The organism is Brevibacterium sp. 239c (assembly GCF_900169365.1).
GTDB lineage: Bacteria > Actinomycetota > Actinomycetes > Actinomycetales > Brevibacteriaceae > Brevibacterium.
In genome coordinates, this window is the sequence record NZ_FXZH01000004.1 from 76,972 (window position 1) to 92,248 (window position 15,277).

Below are 15,277 nucleotides of genomic sequence, written 5' to 3' on the forward strand. Positions count from 1 at the left end.
CCGTGAGCGCGGCCCCAGGGGGAATTCGGACCGGCGATCAATGACACCCGTAGTCAATCAAGGCGGGACAAGATCTCCTGTGCCTGCGACTGCGTGATCCGTCCCAGGCTCAGAGCCTTAGCTGTGGTGGATCTGGCCAGGGCAATGTAGCTGTTGCGTGCTGCGGGGCTGGAGACGTTGAGACTGAACTCACTGAGTGCAGCCAGATGTGCGGAGACCGTGCCCACATCTCCGCGGCTGATGGGTCCGGTCAGCGCCTTCGGTCCGTTCTGCAGTGTGTTCGTCACGCTCGCGTCGACGAGGGCGCTGAGTACACGTGAAGGCTCACTCACACCCGCCTCGGCGAGCATCTCCATGGCTTCGCTGAGGATCGTGATCGAGTGATTCGAGGCGTGGGTGATGGCCGCGTGGTAGAGGGGACGGTCCGCTTCGGCCACGTCGATCGGTTCGGCACCCAGCTCGACGACGAGTGCCTGGCCCACCGGACGTATCGGTGCCGGCGCGGTGACGGCGACCGTCGACTGCCGCAGCCGTGGCAGATCGACTGAGGTTCCGGTGAAGGACAGTGATGGATGCAGGGCGATCGGCAGCGCGCCGAGGCTGATCCCGGCCTCGAGGACATCTGTTCCATACCGGCCCGAGCAGTGGACGAGGATCTGGCCCGAATGGATTCGTGACACCTTCGCCAAGCCTTTGACGAAGGATTCGATCTCATCGTCGGGGACGGCCAGAAGCAGAAGCTCCGCACGGTCTGCGACATCGTCCGGGGCCAGCACCGGTACTCCTGGCAGCATCTCCTCGGCCCGCTGCAGGCTCTGCGCCGAGGTGGCGCTGACACCGATGATGGCGTGACCGGCTTCGCGCCAAGCTGCGCCGATGGTCGCGCCGACCTTTCCACAACCGATGATTCCGATACCCAGGCGAGGTGCCTCGTCCTGGCTCAATCCTGGGTGGCTCATGGCCTGCCTTCCTTGGCTCTGCGAGCTTCCTCGTCGTAGTGCTGCCGCGCGAGCCGCGTGCGTTCGGAGTGCTCGCTGAAGAACAGCTTCGCATCGTCGACACTCTGATGGGTGACCCGGGGGTTGATGGGCCCGGCCGTGGAGTGCACGGCGACCGTGCCCAGACCAAGGGAACGCATGAGTGGACCTTGGTGATAACTCATCGACTGCACTCGCACATGGGGTACGAAGTCGACACGACGGTCCAGGACACCCATCCGAAGCACGAGCAGAGATCCGGTCACGGCGTAGGCTCGCCGCTTCCACACCATTGGGTCGATGAGCTTTGAAGACCGGGGCTGGCCGTGGAAGAGGCCTTCTGCCTCACCGGCCCGCGGGTCTTCGGACTTGCGGTCGTACATTGCCGAGCGCACCAGGGTTGCTGCGCTGAGGTCTTCTGGCATCTGCGGATCTGGGAGTGCGAGGCCGACCATGAGCAGAGCCTGGTCGATGTCGCCGACGGGAAGGAGGACGTTCGATTCGCCCGAGCCTCCGGCGCTGGCGATGTTGTATTCGACCTTCCACCAGCCGGCCCACCGCCACAGCAGCGGCTGATGAAGGCAGACGGCCTGCAGCCGGTCGAGCGGGATCACCTTGCGGGAGGTGGAGACGAGTCCGTGGTTGACGGCCAGTCCGCTCTCCCCGAGTTTGACCACGAAGTTCGCGTTGTCGAGGTTCTTCCGGAAGGCGGAGAAGGCCCCGACCAGGCCGGGGATGGTGGCGACGAGCATCGGAATGAAGGCCTCGGTCAGCCCCATTGCGAGGAGCACGATGGCTGTGACGATGACGAAGAAGACGACCAAGACCGAGATGATCGTCTCGGATTTCAACAGTGAAGAGACGACGACACGGTGCACGGGCACACGGATGATCTCGCCTTCATCACTGACATCGGCGGAGACGTTGTATGGAGCCAAGAGTTCGTTGATGCTCGACTCAGCCTCGTGTGAGGCGTCGTCGGCGAGGGCGCCGAGGCGTTTGCTCAGGCGCACACCGATGCTGTCATCGCTTCGTTCGGGCACGGAGCGATCGATGGCTGCCTCGGACTCACTGGGAGCTCCTGGCACAGCCTCGGCGGGGTCGGTGATGGTGTCGGCGGGTGAACCGGCGACCGTCTCGGCGGGGACTGCCCCGGTCGGGGTCTGCTCACCCTGCTGGCCACCCTGCTTCTTCGCGCGGACATCGGCGAGAAGTTCGTCGCGCAGTCCCTCGGCACGCTTCTTCGACAGGTACTTCAAAGAGATGTTGGAATCGGTGCCGCCGGCGACGTCGAAGACGAGTTCTGCCATTCCCAGGACGCGGGGCAACAGCTTCTGCTGCAAGTCGATGGACTGCACGCGGTCCAGCCGGGCTTTGCGCAGCTTCTTCGACAGCAGACCACGCCGATAGTAGATGGCTTCGGAATCGATCCGATACCCCATGACTCTCCACGCCAACCAGCTGAAGAGAGCGGTGATGAGGAGTATGAAGACTATTCCTCCCACGACGCCGAAGATGATGAGGGGGTGGGTGCGCAGCCATCCGGCGAATCCCAGGTCGACGCCATCGCCCCTGGCCAGGTCTTCGATAGCGGTCTGCGCGAAGTTCTGCAGCCCGTAGGCAGCGGCGATGAAGATACCCACGAGCACGCCGAGGCTCTCGAGGATCGGCGTCAGCGGGTGTACGCGGTGCCACACTTCGGGAGCCCCGAGATCATCGTTTGTGTGGTCGGCTGCTGGGTCGCTGGTGGGCATTCGAGGTTGGTCGTTCGCTTCGTCCTCCCCCATGCTCACAGTCCTGCCAAATTGGCCTGGCCCAGGCCTGCGAGGCTATCGCGCAGGCGGTCAGCTTCGGCGCGGGGCAGGCCAGGGATGGTGGCGTCTGTGGCTGCCGAGGCGGTGTGCAGTTTCACGGTGGCAAGACCGAAGATGCGATCGATGGGACCCGCGTCGACGTCGACGAACTGCAGACGTCCGTACGGGACGACCGTGGCCTTCTGGAACATGATTCCGCGCCGGATAAGCAGGTCATCGGCCCTCTCGGCATACCCGATGGCTTTGGCCTGACGGATGATGATGACGACGAGGAAGATCGTGAGCGCCACCAGGCCGACCCAGATCGCGTGCAGCCACGGGACCTCGGAGGTGAAGATGATGGCGAAGACGAGTGCCACGATGATCATCGGGACGAAGATCGTCAGGGTCGCGATTGTCTCTTTGAGGCCGTATTTGGGGCTGACTCTGTTGAAGTCGGCGTCGGTTCCGGACAGGTAGTTGAAGTTTCGGCTCATGCTGCTTCGGCTCCTGGTGGGTCCTGAGGGGGCAGCGTGCAGAAGCCTTCGACGATCAGGCCGACGATCATCAACGCTGCGGCTGCGATCATAGCGAAAAGCATACCTGCCGCCAAGTCATTGCGGATGCCTGGTGCGGACAGGAAATAGTAGGCCGCGTTTCCCATATACCAGCCGGCCAGCCCGGCTCCGGTCAGAGCGCTGGCCTTGGCCATCACGGCCACACGTGCCGCTTGGAGAGGGTCGATCTCCTTGGTCCGGTCGCCATCATTCCACTTCTTGATGGGCCAACCGAGGACCAGCAGCACCGCAGCGAGCACGAGCATCCCGATGATCGCGAACCAGGGCAGCCCCGGCAGTGAGAAGCCCTGGCTTTCAAGCAGCACATCGACTAAGGGCGCCAGCACGGCGCCGATGACGGCCCAGATGACGAGAGTCCCCGATGATGTTCGCTGCATAGCTCCAAGTCTCTCAAACCTCAGGCACCTATGGGGCCGGGACTCGCGTGATTTCCTGGTCGTCCAGCTCGCTGAGGACCGTAGTGATAGACCGTGGACCGGTGGGCGTGAGTATTGTTGCATCTTCAGCAAGCTCGGCCCAGGGTGCGAGGACGAATGCGCGTTCGTGCGCACGCGGATGGGGCAGGGTCAGCGTCTCCGTGTCGAGGACGAGTTCCTCACCGTTGGTCCCGAAGCTGATCAGGTCGATGTCGAGGGTGCGTGGCCCCCAGCGCAGTTCCCGGGTCCGTCCGCAGGCGACTTCGATTCCCTGCGCCACAGCCAGCAGTTCGCGGGCGCGCAGGCTGGTGGTCACGATGAGGCCCAGATTGAGGAAGTCGTTCTGTTCGACTCCGCCCCAGGGCGCGGTGCGGTACAGCGATGATCGTCTGCGCACAGTGATTCTGGGGTGCCTGTCGAGGGCGTCAACGGCCTGGTCGAGTGTGTCCGCCGCCTCACCGAGGTTGGCCCCGAGGTTGAGGTACGCCTCGGTCTCGGCCGGCTGGGTATCGACGGCAGCCTCGCGGGAGCGGACGACGGTGACGCTGACGTCATTGAAGGACCGTTCGATGGGGGCACCGGGTTTGTGGACGACGACCTCGACGTGTTCAGCCAGATCCAGGCAGTGCTCGGCGATCCGGGCGGCCAAGGTCTCGATCAGGTCGAAGGTGTTGTCTTCGACGATATGTGCCACGTCCTCGGCGAGTTCGCCGTAGTGGACGGTGTCGGCGATATCGTCCGTGACCGCGGCCCGAGACACGGAGGTGCGCAGGATGACGTCGATGACGAAGTCTTGACCCTCACGTTTCTCGAAGTCAAAAACCCCGTGGTTGCCGCGCACGGTCAACCCGCGCAGTTCGATCAGATCCGGGTGGGCGCTCATAGTTTGTCCTCGCCGGCGGCGGAATTCGGTACGGAGGCAGTCGGTGCGGGTGCCGTGGCATGTGAGTTCACGGCGTCGATGACCTTGACCGCGATCGCCGAGGTGGTGGGTTCGTGGACGCGCACCGCCCACGCTCCTGCTCTGGCCGACAGTGCAGAGATCGCGGCTGTGGCCTGGTCCTTCGCCGACTCCTCGGCGAGCTTCGAGTCTTCAGGTGAGAGCAGTGTGGAGATGAAGCGCTTGCGGCTGGCAGCGACCAGGAGCCGGTGATTCAGATTCGCGAATTCGTCGAGGGCGCCGAGGATCTGCCAGTTGTGTTCGGCGTTCTTCGAGAAACCCAGGCCCGGGTCGAGGATGATGTTGTCGGTCTTCACACCGACGGTGATCGCCTCGTCGATTCTCGTCTTCAGCTCGGTGATCACCTCGGTCACGACATCGTCGTAGTGGAAGGATGCCGAAGCACGGTCGAGGTAACCTCGCCAGTGCATGAGCACGACCGGGGCTCCGGTCTCGGCGGCGACGGCCAGCATCGTGGGGTCCGAGAGTCCGGCAGAGACGTCGTTGATGATGTGGGCACCGACGTTCAGTGACGCCTCGGCGACCTTGGCTCGCATGGTGTCGACGCTGATCACAGCTCCCGCAGCGGCCAGTTCACGGATCACCGGGACGACGCGGCGCAGTTCCTCTGCCTCATCGACGCGGACCGATCCGGGCCGTGTGGACTCCCCACCGATATCGATGATGTCGGTGCCGGAGTCCAGCAGTTCGAAACCGTGGGCGATGGCGGCGTCGTGGTCGAAGTAGCGACCGCCGTCGGAGAAGGAGTCGGGCGTGACGTTGAGTACGCCCATGATCTTCGTGCGTTCCGGTGTGGGCATGTGAGACCTCTATCTCCGGAGGATCAGACTCATGGCTTCTGCCCGGGATGCTGTTTCGCGCAGCTGCCCGCGCACCGCCGAGGTGACGGTGGAGGCACCGGGTTTCCGGACTCCCCGCATGGTCATGCACAGATGTTCGGCCTCAACGACGACGATCGCGCCCTGAGGTTCGAGATGCTCGACGATGGCATCGGCAATCTGAGTCGTCAGTCGTTCCTGGACCTGAGGGCGGCGAGCATATATCTCGACGAGCCGTGCCAGTTTGGACAGCCCTGTGACCTTGCCGTTCTTGCTGGGGATGTAGCCGATGTGTGCTACTCCGTGGAACGGCACCAGGTGGTGTTCGCACGTCGAATACAGGTCGATGTCGCGAACGAGGACCATTTCCTCGTGGCTGATGTCGAAGGTCACGCCGAGGACGTCAGCCGGATCGCGGTGGAGTCCGGCGAAGATCTCTTCATAGGCGCGGGCGACCCTGGCCGGGGTCTCCAGCAGCCCTTCGCGATCAGGGTCCTCGCCGACGGCGATGAGGATCTCACGCACAGCTGCGGCGATCCGAGGCTGATCGACCTTGTTGCCGGTGCCGGCAGGTGCCTCACCGAGGACCTCCGTCACCTCTTCGAGCTCTGACATCACTAGCCGTTCTCTCCGCTGCCTTCGGAATTGTGTGGTCCGGTCGGGCCGGTTGGTCCTGTTGAGCCGGTCGGATCATTGGGATTGATCGGTCCCGTTGGGTTATGGGGAACATGAGGTCCGTTCACCCCCGTGGGTCCGGCGCCCGGGGCGTCCGTGGTGTCGGCCTCAGAGTTGCCGTTGCCCTGACCGTTGCGATCCCCGCTCAAGGGAGCAGGCGGGACGATCGGGCCACGTTCGGAAACCGGACGTTCATCGTTGGCCAGCCACACATCGCGGGTGGGGCGCTTGACGATGGGAATGAAGATCTCCGCCAGTGCCGCCTGATCGAGAGTCTCCCGCTCAAGCAGCTGGTAGGCGAGGTCGTCGAGGACGTCGCGGTTGTGCGTGAGCGCCCAGTAGGCGTCTGCATGGGCGGCGTCGATGATCTCTCGGACCTCACGGTCGATCGAGGACAGCGTCGCATCGCCGTACTCATCTCCGCCGCCGTAGCCGCGCCCGGCGAATGGCTCGCCCTGATCATCGCCGATCTTGACCATGCCCAGTTTGTCGCTCATGCCGTACTGGGTGACCATCTTCCGGGCGATGTTCGTCGCCTTTTCGATGTCGTTGCTGGCACCCGTCGTGGGGTCGTGGAAGACGACTTCCTCGGCCACACGACCGCCCATGGCGTAGGCGAGCTGGTCGAGCAGTTCGTTGCGGGTGGTGGAGTATTTGTCCTCACTCGGCAGGACCATGGTGTAGCCCAGGGCTCGGCCGCGGGGCAGGATGGTGACCTTGGTGACCGGGTCGGTCTGGTTCATCGCTGCGGCAACAAGGGCGTGTCCGCCCTCGTGGTAGGCGGTGATGAGGCGTTCCTTGTCGTTCATCAGGCGGGTCCGCTTCTGCGGTCCGGCGATGACTCGGTCGATCGCCTCGTCGAGGATGTGGTTGTCGATGACCTTCGAGTTCTCACGCGCGGTCAGCAGTGCTGCCTCGTTGAGGACGTTGGCCAGGTCGGCACCCGAGAATCCCGGGGTGCGTTTGGCGATCTGCGCCAGATCGACGTCCTCGGCCAGGGGCTTGCCCTCGGAGTGGACTTCGAGGATGTGCTGACGGCCCTTCATGTCTGGGGCCTCGACGGGGATCTGACGGTCGAAGCGACCGGGGCGCAGCAGTGCCGGGTCGAGCACGTCGGGACGGTTCGTAGCGGCGATCAGGATGACGTTGGTCTTCACATCGAACCCATCCATTTCGACGAGCAGCTGGTTGAGCGTCTGTTCGCGCTCATCATGGCCACCGCCCATGCCTGCTCCGCGCTGGCGTCCGACGGCGTCGATCTCATCGATGAAGATGATGCAGGGTGCGTTCGTTTTGGCCTGTTCGAACAGGTCACGCACACGGGAAGCGCCGACACCGACGTACATCTCAACGAAGTCCGAGCCGGAGATCGAGTAGAAGGGAACGCCAGCCTCACCGGCTACGGCCTTCGCCAGCAGGGTCTTGCCGGTACCGGGCTGACCGTAGAGGAGGACGCCCTTGGGGATCTTGGCTCCCACGGCCTTGAACTTCTCGGGTTCGGCCAGGAACTCCTTGATCTCTTCGAGTTCCTCGAGAGCCTCATCGACTCCGGCGACGTCCTTGAACGTGATGTCAGGATTTTCCTTGTTGACCAGCTTCGCCTTCGATTTGCCGAAGTTCATCATCTTCCCGCCCGACATCTGCGAGATGAGGAACCAGAAGACGACGAAGATGATCACGAATGGGATGAGGGTCCCCAGCAGGGACATCAGCCAGCTCTGCTTGGGCACCTCGTCGGTGTATCCCTTGCTGGGCTCGGCCGAATCCACGGCCTTGACGATCTGTTCTCCACGCTGCTCCACGTAGAAGAACTGAACCTTCTTGCCGAAGTCCTTGTCCTCGATCTTGAGGTCGTCTTTCAAGGTCAGATCGACGCGCTGGTCCTTGTCGACGATCTTAGCCTGTTCGACCTTGTCGTCTTGGAGCAGTTTGAGACCTTGCTCGGTGTCAATCTGGCTGAATCCGACTCGACTGAAGAGCAGAGCTCCGATGGACACTACGAGGAGTGCCAACACGATCCAGACCAAAGGGCCTTTCGTCGCCTTATTGAGCAGTGGGCGACGCTTATTCGACTCGGCCATAAGTCCTCTCAGGAAAAAGATGTGGGCAACCTGTTCAGGCTACCGAGGCTGCCTGGGAACATCCCCCACAGCCTAATACCTCGCAGTGACATAGCTCGAATGCACCCGGTTTTGTTCCCCGGTGCCACAAGCACTCAGTCAATGCGCGGAACGCTCATGCGCAATGCTCAGCTGTAGACGTGCTGAGCCAGGGTGGCGACGAACGGAACGTTGCGGTATTTCTCCGCGTAGTCGAGTCCGTAGCCGATGACGAATTCGTTGGGAACGTCGAAGCCGATGTACTTGACGTCGATGTCGACCTTGACCGCCTCGGGCTTGCGCAGCATCGTGCAGATCTCAACGGTCGCCGCTCCACGCGAACGCAGGTTCTGGACCAGCCAGGACAGGGTCAGACCGGAGTCGATGATGTCCTCGACGATGAGCACGTGACGATCAGAGAGGTCCGTGTCGAGGTCTTTGAGGATGCGCACGACACCGGAGGATTTGGTGCCCGAACCGTAGGAGGAGACGGCCATCCAGTCCATGGTGACCGGCGAATGGAGCGCGCGAGCCAGATCTGCCATGACCATGACAGCGCCCTTGAGGACACCGACGAGCAGAATATCCTTGCCCTTGTAGTCTTCATCGATGGCGGTCGCCAGTTCAACGAGTCGTGCGGCTATCTGTTCTTCCGAGACGAGTACTTTTTCGATGTCATTGCCGAGATCGTTGATGTCCACTGAAGTCGTTTCTCCTCGCTTGGGGTGGGGTGTGTCTCCATTATGATTCACTTCTGCCCTGGCGTGCCACCACGGAGGTCTGTCGTGCCGCTGTGGAGGACTGTCTTACCACCATGGCGGTCCGATGTGGCCAGATCATCGTCGACCGTGCCCGGGGCTGCGGCCAGGTATCCGGTCACGCCCATGAGCACTGCCACACCGATCATGAACCACAACGGAACCGACCAGCCGCCGCTGAGTCCGAGGAGTCCCCCGACTGCCAAGGGCCCGATCGCAGCCAGCACATAGCCGCTGGACTGCACGAATGCGGAGGTTCGGGCGGTGATCGACACGGCGTGCGTGCGGCCCGTGATGAGGGCGAGCGCAGCCGGGAAGGCGAAACCGCCGTAGCCCAGGAGGATGGCCCACAGCACCGGCACAGTGGTGGGCATAAGGAGCAGCCCGAGGTAGCCGCCCACGGCACTGACGGAGAAGCTGACGAGGAAGAAGCGCGGCAAAATGTTGCGCATGATGATCTGCGGGGCGAGGAAGCCGCCGGGGATTCCGCCGAAGGTGACGACCGTGAGCATGATTCCGGCGAGAACCGGGTCGAGTCCCGCATCACGGTAGATCTGCGGCAGCCACCCGAACTGGACGTAGGCGTTGACCGACTGCAGACCGAAGAACATCGCCATGTACCTGGCTTTGGCCGAGGTGAAGATGTGTCGCCGAGGTGGGGCCACCTCGTGCGTGTCCTGCTCGGACTGATCCAAGTTGGGTACGGATCGGGCGAGCTTGAGGATGATCCAGGTGACCAGTGCACATGCCGGCACGAGCGCCCACATGCCCAGTCCCACGCGCCAGTTGTCGAAGTGACTGGCGACGGGTGCGGTGAGGAACGCGGGGAACATCGAGCCCATCCCCAGGGACACGGTGAAGGCCGTAGCGCCGAGGTTGGCTCGATGTGGGAAGCGTGCCTTGACGTAGACCGGCAGAATGACGTTTCCGATCGACATTCCGGCCAGGGCCACGACGGTCAGTCCGGCGAAGGCGACCCAGCCGTCGACGAGCACCCGGGCGCCGACACCCGCGGTGATCAGCACGCAGGTCATCAGCAGTGAGTTGAAGAGCCCGATCTTCTTGAGCACGGGGACGGCGATGAACCCGCAGATCGCGAAGATCAGTCCGGGAAGTGCTGTGAGCAGGCCCGTCTGCCATTCGACCAAGGTGAATGCGCCCTGGACTTCGGAGAGGACGGGGCCCAGCGACGATGCGGCCGGTCGCAGCGAGCAGGCGATGAGGATGAGGCACGCAAGCGCCAGCACATCGAGTCCTCGACCAGTACGATGGCCGTGTTCAGGCTGAGGGGTCATTGGGTCATCCTTTCAGACGATGTACAGGCTCGGACCATGGCCCCCTTTTCCGAGCCGCATCACGGTATACCATTTGAGGTCCAGGCGCCCTGTCGACGATGAAGGATGATGATGACCACTCTGAGAAATGTTCGCCTCTTTCCCCGTACCGCCGATGCGCGGGCGGTTGATGTCGAGATCGAGAACGGTCGCTTCGTCTCCTTCACGCCGAGTGGATCGGCGGAGGCGATTAACCGCACCGACGCTGACGGCGACGTCATCGAGGGGGCAGGACGAGCACTGCTGCCCAGCCTCGGCGACGTTCATGCCCACCTCGATTCGAATCGCATGGGCCAGACATTCCGTCCCCACACGGCAGACGGAACACTGCACGGCTTCATCATGAACGATCGGGCGAACTGGCGGTCAGGCGAGCGCAGCGTCCGTGACCAGGCGGACTACGTGATCGCAAAGATCGTCTCCTCGGGAGGCACCCGCATCCGCTCGCACACCCAGATCGACGCCGACTGCGGCCTGGAGCGCTTCCTCGGCGTCCGGGATGCTCTGGCCGATCATTCCACGGTCCTCGACTCTCAGATCGTGGCCTTCCCGCAAGCTGGCATCGTGCACGAAAAGGGTGTGCGAGACCTGCTCGATGCGGCGTTGAACGAGGGTGCTGACTTGGTCGGCGGACTCGATCCGCTCCAATACGACCGTGATCCGGTCGCGCATCTCAATGTCGTCTTCGGTCTTGCAGAGAAGCACGGGAAGGGCATCGACATCCATCTCCATGAGCGCGGAAGTGCAGGTGTGTTCACGGTCGAAGAGATCGCTCACCGCACGAAGGCTCTCGGCCTGCAGTGGCAGGTGACGATCTCCCATGCCTTCGCCCTGAGCTCGAATCCTACGCCGGAGGTCGAACGGATCGTCGAGCTCCTCGCCGAGGCGGGCATCTCACTGACGACCGTGGCACCGCAGAACGGTGTCCTGCCGCAGCGGGGCCTGCGTGAGAATCGGGTGGCGCTGGGCCTCGGCGAAGACGGTCAGCGCGACTATTGGAGTCCCTACGGCGACGGTGACCTGCTGCGCCGGACCTGGCAGCTGGCGTTCACGAACGGGCTTCGCCGCGATGAGGACATCGAGACCTGCCTGGACATCGCCTCCCGCGGTGGGGCGCAGGTGATGGCCGGCGCGCGACCGGACGCAACCGCTCTGGTCGATGATGCTCGTTTCGGTCTGGGCATCGGTGCACCGGCGGATTTCATGTTGCTCGCCGCCGATACGGTCACCTCGGCGATCATGGATTGCCCTGCCGATCGTGATGTCTTCAAGAACGGAGAGCTCGTGGCCTCCGCCGGTCACCTGGTCGACAGCGGACGCTGAGCCCACTGACCGGCGCTGAACCGGCCGACCGGGTGCCGAAGTCAGCTGGTCTTTGCGTCGCGTCGGAAGCGCAGCGACTGCGCGGTGATGATGACTTCGGTGTCGCCGGGCAGTGACAGACGAGCGTGTGCGCGACCCGTAGTCCCCGGTTCGCGGATCAGGGCGCACAGTTCGCTGACGCGGGCGGCCCCGAAACTCTGTGCCGGCACATCTAGGGAGATCAGCCATTCGCGCACGACTCGGGAGAGGATCGCATCTTCCATTCCCGCCAGTTCCGTCAATGGCACCTCGGCGCGTCCACGCACAGTGGCGGCGGGAGTCTCAGCCCAATCATCGAGGCAGTCGGCATCGGCACGGCACAATTCGGCGGTGCGTGAGAGGTTCGCAGTGAGGGGTTGGCCCAGTTCGGTCTCCAGGGTCGCCAGCAGGGTGCGGGCTCGCACCCTGGCGAAGGAGTCGTCGGTGTTCATCGGGTCGTTCCAGACCTCGATGCCCTGAGCCCGACAGGAGGCGACGGTCGTGGTCCGGTCAACGTCGAGGAGGGGGCGGATCACCTGCCCTGTCTGCAGAGCCATTCCGGCCAGGGATCTCGTGCCCGAACCACGCATCAGACCCAGCAGCACCGTCTCCGCCTGGTCGCTTCGGGTGTGGGCGGTCAGCACCCAATCTGCGCCGTGAGCCACTCTCGCGGTCTCGAGTGCGCCGTAGCGGGCATCGCGGGCGGCGGCTTCAAGTCCCTCCTCACCAGCATCGACGGTGACAGTGGAGATTTCGGCGGGCACACCCCAGGATTCCGCGATGGAGACGACCCGGCGGGCCACCTCGGCAGAAGTGGACTGCAAGCTGTGATCAACGGTCACGGCACGTGCTTGCAGCTCCCCTCGTCGGTGCAGGAAGGCGCAGGCGTGCAGCAGCGCCATTGAGTCCGCTCCCCCGGAGACCGCGACGATGACGTCCGGCTGCTGCTGCTCCCCCACCTGGGCCAACGCCGCACGAACACAGTTGCGGATCGTCCCGCTGGCCGGGTCAAGGCTCGGTCGCCGAGGTGGGGTCGCCTCAGCCGTGGACACGGTCCAGCCACAGGCTCGGGGTGTGGATCTCCTGGCTCCTCGGCAGGTTCTCCGAGCTGGCATAGATGGCGGAGAAACCGGTCTGGCCGACTTCCTTGCGGATGGCGCGGACGAATGCGGCGCCGTCGCGGTATTGGGCGAGTTTGAGATTCATACCCAGCAGGTTCGACAGGAACCCGCCCTGGCCAGCGTCCCGGCGGGCTTCGAACTTGCGGCGCAGCTTCCTTACGCTCGGGATGACTTCGATGCCGACTTCATCCATGACCACGTCCGCGTGGCCCTCGAGCAGGCTGAGGATGGCCGTGGCCTCGTCGAGTGCGCTGCGCATACCTTCGTCTTTGATCAGGTCGACCATGCTCGCATCGCCCTTGACAATCTGGCCCACCGTGGAGAAGGCGTCGGCGAGGCCTCTGATGCCAGGCGCCTTGAGCGGGGTCGCGACGACCTGGGACAGGAGAGAGCGCATGTGCTCGCGCAGCCAGGGGGCGGTGGCGAACTGGACCTGGTGCGTCGCCTCATGCAGGGCCACCCACATGCGGAAGTCGCGCGGGGACACGTTCATGGCTTCTTCGGCCAGCAGGACGGCGGGTGCGACGAACATCAGGCGCCCCGAGGCCACGGCGAAGGGATCGAATTGGCCCAGGACTCGTGTGGACAGCAGCGAGAGCACGCCTGCCAGTTCCACGGCGGCCGCCTTCGCCGCACCCGGCCCGACAGGTGCGGGCAGGGAGTCCACGTCGACCATGCCGTTGAGTGATTGGGCGTTGGCTTTGATCCAGCCGATCTGATCGAGCACGAGTACGGAGCCGGCGCCCAGGCGGGTGCGCACATCGTCGGCGTGGGTCGGATCGAGGAGGAACGAGTCGACGACCAATTCCTGCGCTGTCAGAGCATTGTCCTTGAGCCCGGCGACCAGGGCGTCGAGTTCATCGGTGTCGGGTACTCGCGCTGCGGGAACGAGTTCCCTGGCTGTGCGGGCGGCGAATTTCTCATCGATGATCATAGGCAGCCGCAATTCGCCAGTGCTCCCACGATGTCGTCCACGGTCTTCCTGGCTTCCAATATCTTGTCCTTGTCCACGTCGTCGATCTGCAGGGTGAAGACGAGATAGCGTCCATCGGCGTCGAGCACCCCGCCGGCCAGTGAGGTCACAGTCGACAGGGTCCCCGTCTTCGCGTGCACCGTGCCGGCTGCGTTCTTATCTTTGGTGAATCTGTCCGTGAGCGTACCGGTGAGTCCGCCCACGGGCATGTAGCTGATGAGGCTGGAGAGCGAGTCGTCAGCGACGACCGATGCCTGCAGAATGGTCGTCAGGTCGTGCGGGCTGATCTGGTTGTCATAGGACAGGCCCGAGGTGTCTTCGAGGTGAGTCTTGCCCAGGTCCACGGAGTCGGAGAGCACCTCCAAGACGGCCTTCGGCCCGGCTTCCAGACTGCCCGGCTGATCCGAGGCGATGGCGACCTCATTGCCGAGGACCTCGGCGACGACGTTGTCACTGTGCACGAGGGCGTATTCCACGATCTCGGAGATCGTGGCCGACTCCACGCTCGCCAACTCGCTGGACTTCGCGTCCTCGTCAGATTTGGCGTCCTCGTCTGACTTCGCGGCGGGCTTCGGGGTGTCGGTGACCGTGATGCCGGCCGCCTTGAGCTCCTTGGAGAAGACGGCGAAGGCGTCCTTGGCCGGGTGTTCGCTGCGACCGCGCCATTCCTTGTCAGTGCTGCCGACGTAACCGGTGTCGATCATCAGCGGCTGGACCGGGGTGATGACGCCCTTGGCGATATCGGCACGTTCCCATCCGGGGCTGAAGTCCTCGCCCGAGTACCGGGACGTGTCCAAGTCCAGGGCCACCTCGGCGACGTTCTCGTTCTTCAGTGATTCCGCTGTCTGCTGCGCCAGCGTCGTCAGGCCGGCGTGGCCGTTCACGGCACCTGGCTGGGACTCCCCCGCGCCCAGCAGGGCGTCGCCGCCACCGACCAGGGTCACCGTCGACGTGGATGGGTCGAAGTTCGTAGTCGTACTCAGACGCTTCTCGCCGCCGATCGTCAGCAGCGCCGCCGAGGCGGTGAGCACCTTCGTCACCGAGGCCGGTGTGCGAGGTTTGTTCTCGTTCTTCGCGTAGAGGATGTCATCGCTGAGCCCGTCACGGACTTCGATCCCGAACCCCTTGACCTTGGCGTCGGAGAGAACCTTGTCCACCTTGTCGGCGACCTTGGTCGGCACGGGTGCAGAGTCTTCCAGCGCCGAGGCGGGGGCGGGCACTTCCTGCCCCTGAGCCTTCGGTGCGGGGACGGATTGGACCTCGATGGCGGGCTCCGTGGTCAGGATCCCCGGGAGTTCGGGAAAGACATCGTAGGCGTCGACGGCCGCGACTCCGGCCAGCACCAGTGCGAGGCTGCCTGCGGTGATGCCCGCGACAGCCTTCTTCGAGGGCTTGCGCCTCTTCGCCTCAGGACTCTGGTTCAAACGCTGGCT

General features: G+C 63.8%; 14 protein-coding genes. 1 reads left to right on the forward strand and 13 read right to left on the reverse strand.

All coding sequences use genetic code 11. From position 1 onward, the window contains the following. Positions 1 to 53: 53 nt before the first annotated feature. The 10 genes from BSP239C_RS05145 to BSP239C_RS05190 form a co-directional block, all read right to left on the reverse strand. Entirely contained in the window at positions 54 to 959 is a 906-nt protein-coding gene (locus tag BSP239C_RS05145) for a Rossmann-like and DUF2520 domain-containing protein (protein WP_101570595.1), read from the reverse strand. Then, positions 956 to 2,764: a PH domain-containing protein gene (locus tag BSP239C_RS05150; RefSeq protein ID WP_101570597.1), complete on the reverse strand. Its 1,809-nt coding sequence runs from the start codon at positions 2,762 to 2,764 to the stop codon at positions 956 to 958. Before BSP239C_RS05150 ends, BSP239C_RS05145 begins: the two co-directional genes overlap by 4 nt. 2 nt (positions 2,765 to 2,766) lie before the next feature. Then, positions 2,767 to 3,267 carry a PH domain-containing protein gene (locus BSP239C_RS05155; RefSeq protein WP_101570599.1) on the reverse strand — a complete coding sequence of 167 codons (501 nt, stop codon included), beginning with the start codon at positions 3,265 to 3,267 and terminating at the stop codon, positions 2,767 to 2,769. Further along, the gene (locus BSP239C_RS05160) at positions 3,264 to 3,725 is read right to left on the reverse strand and encodes a DUF3180 domain-containing protein (protein WP_101570601.1); all 462 of its coding nucleotides are present in this window, start codon (positions 3,723 to 3,725) and stop codon (positions 3,264 to 3,266) included. Before BSP239C_RS05160 ends, BSP239C_RS05155 begins: the two co-directional genes overlap by 4 nt. A 28-nt stretch (positions 3,726 to 3,753) precedes the next feature. Then, positions 3,754 to 4,647, reverse strand: a complete 894-nt coding sequence (gene folK, locus BSP239C_RS05165; RefSeq protein WP_101570603.1) for a 2-amino-4-hydroxy-6-hydroxymethyldihydropteridine diphosphokinase — start codon at positions 4,645 to 4,647, stop codon at positions 3,754 to 3,756. Then, the gene (gene folP / locus BSP239C_RS05170) at positions 4,644 to 5,525 is read right to left on the reverse strand and encodes a dihydropteroate synthase (RefSeq protein ID WP_101570605.1); all 882 of its coding nucleotides are present in this window, start codon (positions 5,523 to 5,525) and stop codon (positions 4,644 to 4,646) included. Before folP ends, folK begins: the two co-directional genes overlap by 4 nt. A 9-nt stretch (positions 5,526 to 5,534) precedes the next feature. Then, entirely contained in the window at positions 5,535 to 6,158 is a 624-nt protein-coding gene (gene folE / locus BSP239C_RS05175; protein ID WP_101570607.1) for a GTP cyclohydrolase I FolE, read from the reverse strand. A gap of 2 nt (positions 6,159 to 6,160) precedes the next feature. After that, positions 6,161 to 8,299, reverse strand: a complete 2,139-nt coding sequence (gene ftsH, locus BSP239C_RS05180) for an ATP-dependent zinc metalloprotease FtsH (protein ID WP_101570609.1) — start codon at positions 8,297 to 8,299, stop codon at positions 6,161 to 6,163. Positions 8,300 to 8,466: 167 nt separating this feature from the next. Further along, complete coding sequence (gene hpt / locus BSP239C_RS05185; RefSeq protein WP_101570611.1) at positions 8,467 to 9,018, reverse strand: hypoxanthine phosphoribosyltransferase; 552 nt, start codon at positions 9,016 to 9,018, stop codon at positions 8,467 to 8,469. Positions 9,019 to 9,065: 47 nt separating this feature from the next. Further along, positions 9,066 to 10,370 carry a CynX/NimT family MFS transporter gene (locus BSP239C_RS05190; protein WP_101570613.1) on the reverse strand — a complete coding sequence of 435 codons (1,305 nt, stop codon included), beginning with the start codon at positions 10,368 to 10,370 and terminating at the stop codon, positions 9,066 to 9,068. 111 nt (positions 10,371 to 10,481) lie between these two features. Here BSP239C_RS05190 and BSP239C_RS05195 point away from each other — a divergent pair, with 111 nt between their 5' ends. Beyond that, positions 10,482 to 11,732: an amidohydrolase family protein gene (locus BSP239C_RS05195; protein WP_101570919.1), complete on the forward strand. Its 1,251-nt coding sequence runs from the start codon at positions 10,482 to 10,484 to the stop codon at positions 11,730 to 11,732. A gap of 41 nt (positions 11,733 to 11,773) precedes the next feature. On the opposite strand, the gene tilS is transcribed toward BSP239C_RS05195, so the two are convergent. The 3 genes from tilS to dacB are packed head-to-tail and all read right to left on the reverse strand — an operon-like array spanning position 11,774 to position 15,268. Further along, on the reverse strand, positions 11,774 to 12,802 hold the full coding sequence (tilS, locus tag BSP239C_RS05200; RefSeq protein ID WP_257930084.1) for a tRNA lysidine(34) synthetase TilS: 1,029 nt from the start codon (positions 12,800 to 12,802) through the stop codon (positions 11,774 to 11,776). After that, positions 12,789 to 13,805, reverse strand: coding sequence for a zinc-dependent metalloprotease (locus BSP239C_RS05205; protein ID WP_101570617.1), 1,017 nt, complete (start codon positions 13,803 to 13,805; stop codon positions 12,789 to 12,791). The genes tilS and BSP239C_RS05205 overlap by 14 nt, the downstream gene beginning before the upstream one ends. After that, positions 13,802 to 15,268, reverse strand: coding sequence for a D-alanyl-D-alanine carboxypeptidase/D-alanyl-D-alanine-endopeptidase (gene dacB / locus BSP239C_RS05210; protein WP_101570619.1), 1,467 nt, complete (start codon positions 15,266 to 15,268; stop codon positions 13,802 to 13,804). The genes BSP239C_RS05205 and dacB overlap by 4 nt, the downstream gene beginning before the upstream one ends. Positions 15,269 to 15,277: the final 9 nt, after the last annotated feature.

Bases quoted from the DNA above. Each gene is read 5' to 3' on its own strand.
- folK (WP_101570603.1), bottom strand. From the start codon at position 4,647: ATGAGCGCCCACCCGGATCTGATCGAACTGCGCGGGTTGACCGTGCGC.
- ftsH (WP_101570609.1), bottom strand. From the start codon at position 8,299: ATGGCCGAGTCGAATAAGCGTCGCCCACTGCTCAATAAGGCGACGAAA.
- BSP239C_RS05160 (WP_101570601.1), bottom strand. From the start codon at position 3,725: ATGCAGCGAACATCATCGGGGACTCTCGTCATCTGGGCCGTCATCGGC.
- BSP239C_RS05155 (WP_101570599.1), bottom strand. From the start codon at position 3,267: ATGAGCCGAAACTTCAACTACCTGTCCGGAACCGACGCCGACTTCAAC.
- BSP239C_RS05190 (WP_101570613.1), bottom strand. From the start codon at position 10,370: ATGACCCCTCAGCCTGAACACGGCCATCGTACTGGTCGAGGACTCGAT.
- BSP239C_RS05195 (WP_101570919.1), top strand. From the start codon at position 10,482: ATGACCACTCTGAGAAATGTTCGCCTCTTTCCCCGTACCGCCGATGCG.
- BSP239C_RS05150 (WP_101570597.1), bottom strand. From the start codon at position 2,764: ATGGGGGAGGACGAAGCGAACGACCAACCTCGAATGCCCACCAGCGAC.
- folP (WP_101570605.1), bottom strand. From the start codon at position 5,525: ATGCCCACACCGGAACGCACGAAGATCATGGGCGTACTCAACGTCACG.
- BSP239C_RS05205 (WP_101570617.1), bottom strand. From the start codon at position 13,805: ATGATCATCGATGAGAAATTCGCCGCCCGCACAGCCAGGGAACTCGTT.
- folE (WP_101570607.1), bottom strand. From the start codon at position 6,158: ATGTCAGAGCTCGAAGAGGTGACGGAGGTCCTCGGTGAGGCACCTGCC.
- BSP239C_RS05145 (WP_101570595.1), bottom strand. From the start codon at position 959: ATGAGCCACCCAGGATTGAGCCAGGACGAGGCACCTCGCCTGGGTATC.